The organism is Streptomyces sp. SA15 (assembly GCF_002291145.1).
Classification (GTDB): Bacteria; Actinomycetota; Actinomycetes; order Streptomycetales; family Streptomycetaceae; genus Streptomyces.
In genome coordinates, this window is sequence record NZ_NTGE01000110.1 from 1 (window position 1) to 14,622 (window position 14,622).

The window sequence follows — 14,622 nt, forward strand, 5'->3', positions numbered from 1 at the left end:
CAGCACCCGCACCCCGGACTCCGGGTCGTGCAGCACGGCCGGTTCGACGGGCGCGTCGCGGGTGCCGCCGTCCGGCTCCGGCTCCAGCCGCAGCAGCCCGACGACGCGCCGGGCGGCCACCGCGCCCCGGCCGAGCATGTAGCCCCAGTCGATGAAGTACGCCACCGGACGCACGATCACGGCGACATAGCCGTAGACCGCCACCAACTCGCCCACGGTGATCGCCCCTTGGGCGGCCAGCCGGGCCGCCAGCCAGGTCACGACGGCCAGGAACAGCGTCGGCAGTCCCACCCCGACCGCCTGCATCCAGCTGGTGACGGCCCCGACCCGGTACCCCTGGTCCCGCAGCCGTCCCGAGTCCCGGCGGAACCCGTCGGCGATCAGCCCCTTCCCGCCGAGGCCGTTGAGGACGCGCAGCCCGCCCGCGAGGTCGCCGATCCGCGCGGTCAGCACCCCCTGCCGCTCCCGGTACTCCGACTCCGTGGCCTGTAACCGCCGCATCAGCGGTCCGACGATCACGGCGATCACCGGCAGCCCGAGCACCACCACCACGGCCAGCTGCGCGGACACCGACAGCAGCAGCCCGGCGACCGCGCAGTAGGCGACGACCGCGCCGACGCCGGGCCCGACGACCGTGAGCGCGGAGGCGATCGTCTGCACGTCCCCCACACCGATGGTCACGACCTCCCCGGCCGCCGTCCGCCGCGGCAGCGCCGCCCCCAGCCGTACCACGTGGCCGACCACGACCTTGACCGTGCGGAAGTTGGCGTCCATCCGCACCCGGGTCATCGTGCGGTGGCGCATGATGCTCAGCCAGGCGTTGAACGCCCCGACCGCGACCAGCGCCGCCGTCCATCCGGCGAGGGCGCCCATGTCGCCCCGCTCCAGCCCGTCGTCGACGGCCCGCGCCATCATGTACGGCGTGGCCGACAGCAGCACCATCCACACGCTGCCCAGCAGCGCCCCCGCGACGGACCGCCCCGGCTGCCGCCGCACCAGCCACCACAGGTACGACCATCCACCGCGACAGTCGGGCGTACCCGGATCCTCGTACGCGTCGATCATGTTCTGTTGTCCCCCGATCGTTCACGCCAGACTGTCCCGCCACGCCCGGTGCAGATCCGCGAACCGGCCGGTGCCCTCGATCAGTTCCGCCGGCGTGCCGTCCTCGACGATCCGGCCGTGCTCCATGACCAGCACCCGGTCGGCGATCTCCACGGTCGACAGCCGGTGCGCGATCACGACCGCCGTACGGCCGTGCAGGACCGTCGACATCGCCCGCTGCACGGCCCGCTCGCCCGGGATGTCCAGCGAGCTGGTCGCCTCGTCCAGGATCAGTACGGCCGGATCGGCCAGCAACGCCCGTGCGAACGCGACGAGTTGGCGCTGGCCGGCGGAGATACGGCCGCCCCGCTTGCGTACGTCCGTGTCGTAGCCGTCGGGCAGCTCGCTGATGAAGTCGTGCGCACCGATGGCCTTCGCGGCCTGCTCGATGTCCTCGCGGAGGGCGTCCGGCCGTCCGATGGCGATGTTCTCGGCGACCGTGCCGGAGAACAGGAACGCCTCCTGTGTCACCATGACCACCCCGCGCCGCAGCTCGGGCACGGCGAGGTCGCGCAGGTCGACGCCGTCCAGGAGGACCCGGCCGTCGGAAGGGTCGTAGAACCGGGCGAGCAGCTTGGCCAGCGTCGACTTGCCCGCGCCGGTCGAGCCGACGACCGCGACCGTCTGCCCGGCCGGCAGGGTCAGGTCGAAGCGGGGCAGCACCTCGCCGCCGGTGCGGTAGGCGAACCGGACCCCGTCGAAGACGACCTCGCGGCCGGGCTGCTCGGAGGCTAGGGCCTGCGTCGGAAGTGGCGTCGTCCGCCCGGAGGGCGGGCCGGGCGGCGTCTGGTGCGTGCTCTCGGCGTGCCGGGCGGAAGCCCTCGTACTGGATGTACTTGGGCTTTCGCCCGGTGCGGCGAGAGTGCGTGCCAGGCGTCGCCCGGCAGGCGCCACTTCCGACGCAGGCCCTAGGGGCGGAAGCTGCCGGGGCGTAGCGGGCTCGGGCACGGACGGCGTCTGGGCGAGCAGCCCGGCGATCTTCTCCAGCGAGGCCGCCGCCGACTGGTAGGAGTTCAGGAACATGCCGAGCCGGTCTATCGGGTCGTACAGCCGGCGCAGATACAGCACCGCCGCCGCCAGCACGCCCAGCTCCAGCGAGCCGTCCGCCACCCGGTAGGCGCCCCACAGCACGATCAGCGCGACGGCCGCGTTGGCGACCAGCCGGGAGCCGACGACATACCGGGCCATCTCCAGGAGCGCGTCGCCGTTGGTCCGCTCGTGCCGCTTGTTGAGTACGGCGAAGTCGGCGTCGTTGACGGCCTCGCGGCGGAACGCGCGCACCGGCCGGATGCCGTTCATCGTCTCGACGAACTTCACGATCACGGCGGCGATGGCGGTCGACCGCTTCCCGTACACCCGAGCCGCACGCCGCCGGTACAGCCGTACCAGGAGATACAGCGGCACGAAGGACGCCACCGCGACCGAGCCGAGCCCGAGGTCCAGCCAGAGCAGCAGCGCCGCGATGTAGACGAAGGACAGGATGACGGTGACCAGCTCCTGCAGGCCCTCGTCGAGCAGCTCGCGCAGGGACTCCACGTCCGTGGTGGAGCGGGAGATGAGCCGGCCCGAGGTGTAGCGCTCGTGGAAGTCGATGCTGAGCGCCTGCGCGTGGCGGAAGATACGGCCGCGCAGGTCCAGCAGCACGTCCTGGTTGACGCGGGCGGAGGCGATGATGAACGTGTACTGGAGGCCGCCGGAGGCGAGCGCGCAGAGCAGATAGCCCACGCCGACCGCGACGAGGGGACCGTTGTCGTGGTCGCGGAACGCGGGAACGGCGCTGTCGATGGCGTACGCCACCAGGAGTGGGCCCGCCTGCACGGCCGCCTGCTGGAGCAGCAGGAGGAGCGTGGTGACGGCGACGCGCGCCTTCATCGGGGCGAGGAGGGAGCGCAGGAGGGCCGCGGTGGCACCCGGGGGCGTGGGCAGGACGTCGCGGTCGAAGGCGTCGCCCGAGGCGTGGGGGTCCTCGGCCGGGTTCTTCCGGTCCGGTTGCCCCTTGTCCGGTGGGGTGGTCGTGGGCGCCGTCATCGGGCGGCCTCCTCGGTCCCGGCCATCAGATGGGCGTACTCGGCGTTGGTGCGAAGCAGTTCGTGGTGGGTGCCGACGGCGGCGATACGGCCGCCGGAGAGCAGGGCGACGCGGTCGGCGAGCAGAACGGTCGACGGGCGGTGCGCCACGATGAGGGCGGTGGTGTCCGCGAGAACGTCCCGCAGGGCGGCCTCCACGGCGGCCTCGGTGTGCACGTCCAGGGCGGACAGCGGGTCGTCCAGCACCAGGAAGCGGGGGCGGCCGACGACGGCCCTGGCCAGCGCGAGGCGCTGCCGCTGGCCTCCGGAGAGACTGTGGCCCTGTTCGCCCACCTGGGTGTCGGTGCCCTGAGGGAGGGCGTACACGAAGTCGGCCTGCGCGACGGCGAGGGCGCGCCGCAGCTCCGCGGTGCCGGCGGTGTCTTCGGCGCCCATGAGAACGTTGTCGCCGACGGCGGCGGAGAAGAGGGTGGGTTCTTCGAAGGCGACGGCGACCTTTGAGCGTAGCTCTTCTCGGGACATGTGCGTGATGTCCTCGCCGTCGAGCGTGATGCGGCCCGACGTCACCTCGTGGAGGCGGGGGACGAGGGCCGTGAGGGTGGTCTTGCCGCTGCCGGTGGCGCCCACCAGGGCCATGGACTCGCCGGGGCGGATGTGGAGGTCGATGTGGTCGAGGACGGGGGGTGAGTCCTTGGGGGCGTCGGGGTAGCGGAACCGTACGTCATGGAATTGGAGGCCACTGCTGTCGCCCACAGCGGTAGTGGCGGTAGCAGGGGCAGCGGTCGGCTCCTCCGGTTCCTGGTCCATCACCTCGAAGTACCGCTCCGTAGCCGTAGCCGCCTCCTGGCTCATCGCCAGCAGGAAACCGATCGAGTCGACAGGCCACCGAAGTGCGAGCGCCGTGGACAAGAAGGCGACCAGCGTCCCCGCCGACAACTCCCCGTCCGCCACCTGCACAGCCCCCAGCACCAGCGCCGCCCCGATGGCCACCTCCGGCAGCGTCACGATGACGCCCCAGATCGTCGCCAGCAGCCCCGCCTTGCGCAGCTCGGTCCCGCGCAGGGTGCGGGACAGTTCCCGGAAGGCCCGCGCCTGGCTCCGGTGCCGCCCGAAGCCCTTGATGATCCGGATACCGAGCACGCTCTCCTCGACGACCGTGGTCAGATCCCCCACCTGGTCCTGCGCGCGCCGCGCCACCTTGGCGTACCGCTTCTCGAACACCACGCACGTCACCATCACGGGGATGGCCGGCCCCAGGATCACCAGCCCCAGCGACCAGTCCTGCAACAGCATGATGATCACGCCGACGACGATCGTCACCCCGTTGACCAGCAGGAACGTCAGCGGAAAGGCGAGGAACATGCGCAGCAGCATCAGGTCCGTCGTCCCCCGGGACAGCAGCTGACCCGAGGCCCACCGGTCGTGGAACGCCACCGGCAGCCGCTGCAGGTGCCGGTACAGATCCGCCCGCATCGCCGCCTCGACCCCCGCCAGCGGCCGCGCCACCAGCCACCGCCGCAACCCGAACAGCAGCGCCTCCGCGAACCCGAGCAGCAGCAGGTACAGCGCTCCGAGCCAGACGCCCGCCGGGTCCCGGTCGGCGACCGGCCCGTCCACCATCCACTTCAGGACGAGCGGGATCACCAGCCCCACACAGGAGGCGAGCACCGCGACGAACGCCGCGCTGAACAGCCGCACCCGCACGGGTCTGACGTACGGCCACAGCCGCAGCAGCGTGCGTACGGCGGATCGGTCCGTGGTTTCTTCGGTTTGTTCGGGGTCCTTGGCGGTGGCAGGTGTAGTGGGCATCAGATGGGAGCCTACGGATCGGCACTGACATCGCCCACCGAGTTTTGGCCGGACCCGGTTCGGCCGCTGGTCCTACGACCTGCGCGTTCGAACGGTCATTCCACCTCACCCGACCACCTTGAGCAGCAGCACGGCCCGCGCCGGCACCGTAATCGCCGCCCCCGCCCGATGCACAACCCCCGGCGCCTCCCCCTGCTCCTCCCGTGCCGTGTCGACGACCACCTCGTACCGTTCCGCCCACGGCGGCCCCGGCAGCGCGAAACTCGTCGGGCGGTCCCCGGCGTGCAGGACGGCGAGGAAGCTGTCGTCGAGGATCGGGGCGCCCCGCTCGTCGCGGCCCGGGATGTCCCGGCCGGAGAGGTACATGCCGAGCGTGGCGGCGGGCGCGTACCAGTCCTGTTCCGTCATCTCCGTGCCGCGTGCCGTGAACCAGGCCAGGTCCCGCAGGCCGTCCGCGGAGTGCGCCCGCCCGGAGAAGAAGGCGCGGCGGCGGAGCACCGGGTGGCGGTGGCGCAGGTCTATCAGGCGGGTGGTCAGGTCGAGGAGGGCCTTCCAGCCCTGGTCCTCCAGCAGGCCCCAGTCCACCCAGCTGATCTCGTTGTCCTGGCAGTACGCGTTGTTGTTGCCGCGCTGCGTCCGCCCCAGCTCGTCGCCCGCGACCAGCATCGGCACACCCGTCGAAAGGAGCAGCGTCGTCAGCAGGTTCCGCAGCTGGCGGCGCCTGAGCGCCCGTACGCGCTCGTCGTCCGTCTCTCCCTCCGCGCCGCAGTTCCACGAGCGGTTGTCGTCCGTGCCGTCGCGGTTGCCCTCGCCGTTCGCCTCGTTGTGCTTGCGCTCGTAGGACACGAGGTCCCGGAGGGTGAAACCGTCGTGCGCGGTGATGAAGTTGACGGAGGCGTACGGCCGCCGCCCTCCCCAGGCGTACAGGTCGCTCGATCCCGACAGCCGGTAGCCCAGGTCCCGTACGTCCGGCAGCGCGCCCCGCCAGAAGTCGCGGATCGCGTTGCGGTACCGGTCGTTCCACTCCGTCCACAGGGGCGGGAAGGCCCCTACCTGGTACCCGCCCGACCCCACGTCCCACGGCTCGGCGATCAGCTTCACCCGCCGCAGCACGGGATCCTGCGCGATCACCGCCAGGAAGGGGGACAGCATGTCGACGTCGTGCATGGAGCGGGCCAGCGCGGCGGCCAGGTCGAAGCGGAAGCCGTCGACGCCCATCTCCGTCACCCAGTAGCGCAGCGAGTCCGTGATCAGGCGCAGGACGTGCGGCTGGACGACGTGCAGGGTGTTGCCGCAGCCCGTGTAGTCGGCGTACCGCCGGGCGTCCGACTGCAACCGGTAGTAGCCGCGGTTGTCGATGCCCTTCAGGGAGAGCGTGGGCCCCAGTTCGCCCGCCTCCGCGGTGTGGTTGTAGACCACGTCGAGGATGACCTCGATGCCGGCCGCGTGCAGCGCACGCACCATGCGCTTGAACTCGCCGACCTGCTGACCCGTCGTACCGGAGGCGGAGTAGGCCGCGTGGGGCGCGAAGTAGCCGATCGAGTTGTAGCCCCAGTAGTTCTTCAGGCCGCGCCTGAGCAGATGGTCCTCGTGCGCGAACTGATGCACCGGCAGCAGCTCGACTGCCGTCACGCCCAGCTTCACCAGGTGCTCGATCGCCGCCGGGTGCGCCAGCCCGGCGTACGTGCCCCGCAGCTCCTCCGGGATGCCGGGGTGCCGTTGCGTGAACCCCCGTACATGCACCTCGTAGATCACCGAGTCGGCCCACGGCGTCTTGGGCCGGCGGTCGTCCATCCACTCGTCGTCGGGGGCGTCGTCGTGGACGACGACGCCCTTCGGGACGTACGGCGCCGAGTCCCGGTCGTCGCGCACGGTGTCCGCGACCTGCTGCTGCGGCCAGTCGCGGACGTGCCCGTACACCTCCGGCGGCAAGCTGAAGTCGCCGTCCACCGCGCGGGCGTACGGGTCGAGGAGCAGCTTCGCCGGGTTCCAGCGGCCGCCGGTCCACGGGTCCCAGCGGCCGTGCACCCGGTAGCCGTACCGCTGCCCGGGCATCACGCCCGGCACGAAGCCGTGCCAGATCTCGTGCGTCAGTTCGGTCAGCCGGGCCCGGGTCTCCTTGCCGGCCTCGTCGAACAGGCACAGCTCGACCGCCTCGGCCCCGCCCGCCCACAACGCGAAGTTGGTGCCCGCAACCCCGTCCGGACCGACCCGGAACCGGGCCCCCAGCGGCATCGGCGCACCCGGCCACACGGGCACGGCCGGCGCTTTGCGCTGCGCGCCGTTCACCAGGGCGGCAGGACGCCCCTTCTCGGCGGCAGGCACCGCCTCCTGCTCGGCTGCGCTGGACACCTGTCAGCCTCCCACGGCTCGCGGAACGACGTGGGAAAGGGCGAGTGACGTCCCGGCCACGGCACCCCCTCGCGTCGTTCTCCCCACTGTTCTGCCCAGAGCTTGGGTCGCACTCACGTTTCCCAGAAGCGGGCCCGGTCGTTGGGATCGTCGTGAGGCACGTAACTGGGCGCGCACGGCGCGTGGGGGTCGCACTGGCCGCCGTACTGACATGGGCAGGACTGCTCGCCGGGGCCGCCGGCTGCACGGCCGACGGCACGGGCGGCATCGGAGGCATGGGGGGCATCGGAGGCATCGGCGGGCTCGGCAAACCCCCGGCTCCCGAGGACATCATCCGGATCTCCCCGGACGACGGCAGCAAGGGCGTACGGCCGGACGAGAAACTCCGGATCCGGGTGCCCAGCGGCCGACTGGAGTCGGTGAAGGTCATCAAGTCCCAGGACGCCCAGGAGTCCCCGGTGCCCGGGCACCTCTCCGAGGACGGCCTGAGCTGGGAGCCCGACGACCGCAGGCTCGCGCTGGCCGCCAAGTACACGATCGACGCGGTGGCCCTGGACGGCCAGGGGCGCCGCTCCGCCCGGCACACCAGCTTCACGACGTACGTCCCCGAAGAGCGCTTCGTCGGATACGTCACCCCGGAGAACCGCTCCACCGTCGGCACCGGAATGATCGTCTCCCTGGAGTTCAACCGGGAGATCGAGCGCCGCGCGGCCGTCGAGCGGGCCGTCCACGTGAGCGCGAAACCGCCCGTGGAGATCCGCCCGCACTGGTTCGGCACGTCCCGCCTCGACTTCCGCCCCGAGCACTACTGGAAGCCCGGCACACAGGTCACGGTCTCCTTGCGCCTCAGGGACGTCGAAGGGGCACCCGGCGTCTACGGCCTCCAGCACAAGACGTTCTCCTTCACCGTCGGCCGCAGCCAGGTCTCGCTGGTCGACGCGGCCGAGCACACCATGGAGGTACGGCGGGACGGCGCGCTGCTGGCCACCGTGCCGATCACGGCCGGGGCGCCGAAGACCACCACGTACAACGGCCGGATGGTCGTCACCGAGATGCTCGAAGTGACCCGCATGAACAGCCGCACGGTCGGCTTCGGCGGCGAGTACGACATCCCGGACGTCCCGCACGCCATGCGCCTGACGGAATCCGGCACCTTCCTGCACGGCAACTACTGGGCGTCGGAGGAGGTCTTCGGTGAATCCAATGTCAGCCACGGCTGTGTGGGGCTGAGGGACGTGAAGGGCGGCGGGTCGGACACGCCGGCGGGTTGGTTCTTCGACCGCAGCCTCATCGGGGACGTCGTCGAGGTCGTCCACAGCAATGACAAAAAGGTCGCTCCCGACAACGGCCTCGGAGGATGGAATATGGGCTGGAAGGCGTGGAAGACGGGCAGTGCGGTGAAGTAACCCGACAGGGGGGCGGGTTCTGGCACCTTTCCGTTGAAGTCAGTACTGATGAAGTCGGTACGCAACAGTGACCATGAGCTGACGAGATGCCAAAAATCTTGCGGTTAATATGCGCCGATGCGTGCGGGCCGCGCGCTGGGGAGCGGGTCTGAGCAGGCCCGGCGAGGGGAGAGAACTTGAACGTGCGACCGATATCGGGGGCGTCGGTTGACGCGCGCGCGAGCGAGCCGCAGGGGCGCGTCGGTGTCGAGAGGCCGAGCGCGCGGAGGCCCGAAGGGCTGAGCACGGTCGGGCTCTCGACACCGACTTTGGCGCCCCGGAGGCGAGCGAGCCAAAAAGAGGGGCGAGGCGGCAGGGGGGTACTGGCGCTGATACTCGGCGTCCTGCTGCTGGCCGTCACCGCGTGCGGCGGGGGCGGCGGCTCCGACTCGGAGTCCGAGGGGAAGGACAAGGCCAAGGACTCCTCCCAGGCGGAGACCAAGCAGTCACAGGCCGTCGTCTCCATATCCCCCAAGGACGGCTCCAAGTCCGTCGACACCAGCGGTGCCCTCAAGGTCGGTGTCGCCAAGGGCAAGTTGACCAAGGTCGAGGTCAAGGACGCCGAGGGCACCGCGATAGCCGGGAAGATCACCGCGAACGGCGCCGCCTGGCAGCCGTCCACGCACCTCGCCGCCGGCACCAAGTACACGGTGCACGCGGTCGCGAAGGACTCCGAGGGCCGGGAAGCCGCCGAGAGCGCCAGCTTCACCACCCTGACGCCGAAGAACACCTTCATCGGCAACTTCACGCCCGAGGACGGTTCGAAGGTCGGCGTCGGAATGCCGTTCTCGATCCGCTTCACCCGGGGCATCACGAACCCCGAAGACGTCGAGAAGGCCATCACCGTCAAGACCGAACCGGCCGTCGAGGTCGCGGGCCACTGGTTCGGCAACGACCGCCTCGACTTCCGCCCCGAGAAGTACTGGAAGGAAGGCACCAAGGTCACCGTCGACCTCAACCTCGACGGCGTGGAGGGCCGCGACGGCGTCTACGGCAAGCAGGACAAGACCGTCTCCTTCACCATCGGCCGCAACCAGGTCTCCGTCGTCGACGTGAAGACCAAGCAGATGAAGGTCATGCGGGACGGCAAGGTCATCAAGACCATCCCGGTCACCACCGGCAAGCCCGGCTACGACACCTGGAACGGCCAGATGGTCATCAGCGAGCGGCTCACGGTGACCCGTATGAACGGCGAGACGGTCGGCTACGGCGGCGAGTACGACATCAAGGACGTCCCGCACGCCATGCGCCTGACCACCTCCGGCACCTTCATCCACGGCAACTACTGGGGCGGCGGCGCCTTCGGCAACTACAACGCCAGCCACGGCTGCATCGGCCTGCGCGATGTGAAGGGCGGCTACGACAGCGGCGTGCCGGCCGCGTGGTTCTTCAACCACTCGATGATCGGCGACGTGGTGACGGTGAAGAACTCCAACGACGCGACGGTCGCCCCGGACAACGGGCTCAACGGCTGGAACATGTCGTGGGAGAAGTGGAAGGCGTGAGCGTTCGCTGACGTAGGGCCGGCCCGGTGCTGTGACATACGGCACCGGGCCTTATGTCGTTAGCCCCCGTGCTGTGCCTGCCTGGGGGTCAACCCCCAGACCCCCGGCCGAGTGTGATCGACCGCACCCGACCGGTTGCCGTTAGCCCCCGTTAACCTGCCTGCATGACCGTGAATCTCGAAGTCGCCGAGGGCGTCGGCACGATCCGCCTCGACCGCCCGCCGATGAACGCGCTGGACGTGGCCACCCAGGACAGGCTGAAGGAACTCGCCGAGGAGGCCGCACGCCGCGAGGACGTGCGCGCGGTGATCCTGTGGGGCGGGGAGAAGGTGTTCGCGGCCGGCGCGGACATCAAGGAGATGCAGGCCATGGACCACACGGCGATGGTCCTGCGCGCCCGCGCCCTGCAGGACTCGTTCACGGCGGTGGCCCGCATCCCCAAGCCGGTGGTGGCCGCCGTCACGGGCTACGCGCTGGGCGGCGGCTGCGAGCTGGCACTCTGCGCGGACTTCCGTATCGCCGCGGACAACGCCAAGCTGGGCCAGCCGGAGATCCTGCTCGGGCTGATCCCGGGCGCGGGCGGCACGCAGCGCCTCTCCCGGCTGATCGGCCCGTCCAAGGCGAAGGACCTGATCTTCACGGGCCGCATGGTCAAGGCGGACGAGGCGCTCACGCTGGGCCTGGTGGACCGGGTCGTCCCGGCCGACGAGGTGTACTCCGAGGCGCACGCCTGGGCGGCGAAGCTGGCGCAGGGCCCGGCGATCGCGCTCCGCGCCGCCAAGGAGTCGATCGACATGGGCCTGGAGACGGACATCGACACGGGTCTGGCCGTCGAACGGAACTGGTTCACGGGCCTGTTCGCCACGGAGGACCGCGAGCGGGGCATGCGCAGCTTCGTTGAGGAAGGGCCGGGCAAGGCGAAGTTCCTCTGATGCTCATCGAATTGATCTCGGGGAATCCCTCGAACCGCTTGCAATTGACATGACGTCTGATCCGGGTCCCCCGATGGGGCGGTTTATGGGAGCCTTAAGGCAACCTTAAATCTGCCTTGTCGAGGAGGCCTGTCGATTGCCCGCGATCGAGCCTTCGCCGCAGGTCGGACAGGCTGCCACGGGGTCCGAACTGCCACTGGCATATGCCGATCGACTCCTGGGGAATGAAGGATTCCGGCGGGTGTATTCGTCGGGAACGGCCCCGAGGGGCGCTTTGGGCGGCCATGATGGGGGCATGGCGGGGCTGGAGGGTATCGAGCAGCCGCGGGGAGAGGGCCGTGCGACTGCGGCGCGCTGGTCTCCGGCGGTCGAGGACGAACACGCACTCAAGGCGCTCGAGTTGTTCGGCAACCCCACGGAGGCGGAGATTCCGCTGCCGTCCCGCCCCGAATCGGCGGCCACGGCACGCCGGCTGGCCCAGGTCGTGGTGCTCCGCCAGTGGGGCCTCACCCCCAAGCTGACGGAAGACGCCGTCCTGCTGGTCTCGGAACTGGTCGGCAACGCCGTACGGCACACCGGCGCCCGCGTCTTCGGCCTTCGTATGCGCCGCCGCCGGGGCTGGATCCGCATCGAGGTCCGCGACCCCTCCCGGGGGCTGCCCTGTCTCATGCCGGTCCAGCCGATGGACACCAGCGGCCGGGGCCTTTTCCTCGTCGACAAACTCTCCGACCGCTGGGGCGTGGACCTGATGCCCAGGGGCAAGACGACGTGGTTCGAGATGAGGGTGGCGGACCGCTAGGGCGTGATTCGCCGGACAGGCCCCAAGCCCCTGTCCCCGCGACGACCCGCACCGGCGCCGCCATTCGGGCGAATCACCCGATTTTCGCCGCAACCCCCCTTAAATGGTGCGGTGACCACGACCGACCGCCGGACGGCCCTCCGCACGGGCGCCGTCCTCACCGCCCTCACTGCCCTCGCCGCGCTGGCCGCCTGCGGCACCGAGACCAGAGACCGCGCCCCCGAAGCCCGCGGCACCAAGGCGGCCGTACCCGCGCCGCCGAAGAAGAAGGCCGTCCAGGGCCTGCCCGGCATGCCACCCGTCCTCGACCCGGAGGACGTCTACGCGGCCGACCGCCCGAACCGGCTTTCCCCGGTGGTCAAGGACTTCCCGTCCCGGGTCTACGTCCCCAACACCGAGTCCGACACCGTCTCCGTCATCGACCCGAAGACGTACGAGATCATCGAGACCATCCCCGTCGGCCGCCAGCCCCAACACGTCGTGCCCTCCTGGGACCTGAAGACCCTCTGGGTCAACAACAACCGCGGCCACACCCTCACCCCCATCGACCCGAAGACCGGCAAGGCGGGCAAGGAGGTGGAGGTGCACGACCCCTACAACCTCTACTTCACGCCCAACGGCAAGCACGCCGTCGTCATGGCCTCCCTCGACCGTGAGCTCGTCTTCCGGGACCCGCACACCATGAAGCGGATCAAGACGGAACCAGTCACCTGCTACGGCGTCAACCACGCCGATTTCTCCCTCGACGGCCGGTACTTCATCGTCTCCTGCGAGTTCAGCGGCGAACTGCTGAAGGTCGACACCGAGAAGATGAAGGTCGTGGGGCAGCAGAGGCTGCCGTTCGAAGGTGCCATGCCGCAGGACGTCAAGGTCTCCCCGGACGGCAAGAAGTTCTACATCGCCGACATGATGGCCCACGGCATGTGGGTCCTCGACGGCGACAAGTTCGACATGCCGAAGCTGCTGCCCACCGGCAAGGGCTGCCACGGTCTCTACGTCAGCCGCGACTCGCGCGAGATGTACGTCTCCAACCGCGGCGAAGGCTCCGTCTCCGTCTTCGACTTCACCCAGAACAAGCTCACCAAGAAGTGGCACCTGCCCGACGGCGGGAGCCCCGACATGGGCGGCGTCTCGGCCGACGGCAAGGTCCTGTGGCTGTCGGGGCGTTACGACGGCGAGGTGTACGCCATCGACACCCGCACCGGCATCCAGCTCGCCCGCATCCCCGTCGGCAGCGGGCCGCACGGCCTGGCCGTCTACCCGCAGCCGGGCCGCTACTCCCTAGGCCACACGGGCATCTTCCGCTGACGCCAGGTCAGTTGACACGCCGCCGCACGAGTGACGGTCCCCAACCCGTCGCGTACACCCGGAATCGTGGACCCCATGATCACCACTCGCCTGCGGCGGCGCGCGGCCGCCGCCGTCCTGTCCCTGGCCGCCGTCCTCGCCACCACGGCCGCCACGGCCCCCGCCACGACCGCTCCCACGGCGGCTCCCACCAAGACCGCTCCCGCCTGCCCCCAGTTTGACGACCCGGTCAAGGCCGCCGCCGACCGCCGGGTCGACGTCCGCCGCATCACCCCCAAGCCGGTCTGGCGCAAGACCTGCGGCACGCTCTACCGCAGCGACGGCCGCGGCCCGGACATCGTCTTCGAGCAGGGCTTCTACCCCAAGGACGTCGAGGGCGGCCAGTACGACATCGAGAAGTACGTCCTGGTCAACCAGCCCTCCCCGTACGTGTCCACGTCGTACGACCACGACCTGTACAAGACCTGGTGGAAGTCCGGCTACAACTACTACATCGACGCCCCCGGCGGCGTGGACGTCAACAAGACCATCGGCGACACCCACAAGTGGGCCGACCAGGTCGAGGTCGCCTTCCCCGGCGGCATCGCGCGGGAGTACATCATCGGGGTGTGCCCGGTCGACAAGAAGACCAAGGTGGAGATCATGAGCGACTGCCGGAGCAACCCGCACTACAAGTCCTGGCACTGAGCAGCACTTCCGACCCCACCGGCAGATAACCGGCCGCCTGGAACGCCCGCAGACTGCGGGCGTTCCCCGCCGATACCTGGGCCCACACCGGCTCGCCCCCGCTCAGCTGCCGCGCCGCGTGCACCAGCGCACGCCCCAGCCCCCGATGCCGTACGTCCTCGTCGACCTCGACCGCGACCTCCAGCCGCCCGGCGACTCCGCGCCCCAGGACCAGCAGCCCGCCGTCCGCGGTCCACACCCGCACGTCGTCGCGCCGCTCGCGGGAACTCATCACCCTCGGATGCCCGGGATCCTCGACCTCCTTCAGCGCGAGCGGCGGCTCACCCGGCAGCGGAGCGCCCACCGTCAGCACGTCGATCGTGTCGCTGCGGCGCCCCGTACGGTCCATGAGCGCCGCGAGGAACCGCGCGTTCATGGTCGCGGCGAGGGCGTCACAGTCGACGGCGCGCAGGGTCTCGTACACCCACTCCGGGTCCTCGTCCGTGAAGACCACGGAGTGCGCGGTGAAGGCGAGGACACCGGCGTCGCGAGGGGAGGGCTGGGGCACGACGGTCGTACCGCCGTCCGCCGGCGGGAAGACGCCCCGGGCCGCCGCGTCGAGAATGTCCCGCAGTGTGTCCCTCACGAAGGCGCCCCACTCCTTGAGTCTCCACC

General features: G+C 70.3%; 11 protein-coding genes. 6 read left to right on the top strand and 5 right to left on the bottom strand.

Translation table 11 applies throughout. The features are described from left to right. From CLM62_RS24590 to glgX, 4 genes are all read right to left on the bottom strand, one after another. Positions 1 to 1,065 (bottom strand): ABC transporter ATP-binding protein (locus tag CLM62_RS24590; protein WP_143659138.1); only part of this gene is annotated, 1,065 nt, incomplete at its 3' end. 21 nt (positions 1,066 to 1,086) lie between these two features. Beyond that, complete coding sequence (locus tag CLM62_RS51860; RefSeq protein WP_257004069.1) at positions 1,087 to 3,132, bottom strand: ABC transporter ATP-binding protein; 2,046 nt, start codon at positions 3,130 to 3,132, stop codon at positions 1,087 to 1,089. Beyond that, entirely contained in the window at positions 3,129 to 4,940 is a 1,812-nt protein-coding gene (locus tag CLM62_RS24605; protein WP_095752077.1) for an ABC transporter ATP-binding protein, read from the bottom strand. Before CLM62_RS24605 ends, CLM62_RS51860 begins: the two co-directional genes overlap by 4 nt. 105 nt (positions 4,941 to 5,045) lie before the next feature. Continuing rightward, positions 5,046 to 7,292, bottom strand: coding sequence for a glycogen debranching protein GlgX (gene glgX / locus CLM62_RS24610; protein WP_095752078.1), 2,247 nt, complete (start codon positions 7,290 to 7,292; stop codon positions 5,046 to 5,048). Between the two features lie 152 nt (positions 7,293 to 7,444). Between glgX and CLM62_RS24615 the strand changes: the two genes are divergently transcribed. The 6 genes from CLM62_RS24615 to CLM62_RS24640 all read left to right on the top strand — a co-directional run bounded on the left by CLM62_RS24615 (position 7,445) and on the right by CLM62_RS24640 (position 13,968). Continuing rightward, on the top strand, positions 7,445 to 8,698 hold the full coding sequence (locus tag CLM62_RS24615; protein ID WP_095752079.1) for an Ig-like domain-containing protein: 1,254 nt from the start codon (positions 7,445 to 7,447) through the stop codon (positions 8,696 to 8,698). 368 nt (positions 8,699 to 9,066) lie between these two features. Further along, on the top strand, positions 9,067 to 10,242 hold the full coding sequence (locus CLM62_RS24620; RefSeq protein ID WP_179382216.1) for an Ig-like domain-containing protein: 1,176 nt from the start codon (positions 9,067 to 9,069) through the stop codon (positions 10,240 to 10,242). Between the two features lie 164 nt (positions 10,243 to 10,406). Next, positions 10,407 to 11,174, top strand: coding sequence for an enoyl-CoA hydratase/isomerase family protein (locus CLM62_RS24625; RefSeq protein ID WP_095752080.1), 768 nt, complete (start codon positions 10,407 to 10,409; stop codon positions 11,172 to 11,174). Positions 11,175 to 11,469: 295 nt separating this feature from the next. Beyond that, entirely contained in the window at positions 11,470 to 11,973 is a 504-nt protein-coding gene (locus CLM62_RS24630) for an ATP-binding protein (protein ID WP_095752081.1), read from the top strand. A gap of 111 nt (positions 11,974 to 12,084) precedes the next feature. After that, on the top strand, positions 12,085 to 13,281 hold the full coding sequence (locus CLM62_RS24635; RefSeq protein WP_095752082.1) for a YncE family protein: 1,197 nt from the start codon (positions 12,085 to 12,087) through the stop codon (positions 13,279 to 13,281). Positions 13,282 to 13,356: 75 nt separating this feature from the next. Beyond that, on the top strand, positions 13,357 to 13,968 hold the full coding sequence (locus CLM62_RS24640; protein WP_095752083.1) for an ADP-ribosyltransferase: 612 nt from the start codon (positions 13,357 to 13,359) through the stop codon (positions 13,966 to 13,968). Here the strand turns inward: CLM62_RS24640 and CLM62_RS24645 are convergent. Beyond that, on the bottom strand, positions 13,922 to 14,593 hold the full coding sequence (locus CLM62_RS24645) for a GNAT family N-acetyltransferase (protein ID WP_095752084.1): 672 nt from the start codon (positions 14,591 to 14,593) through the stop codon (positions 13,922 to 13,924). The two genes, CLM62_RS24640 and CLM62_RS24645, sit on opposite strands and share 47 nt — an antisense overlap. Positions 14,594 to 14,622: the final 29 nt, after the last annotated feature.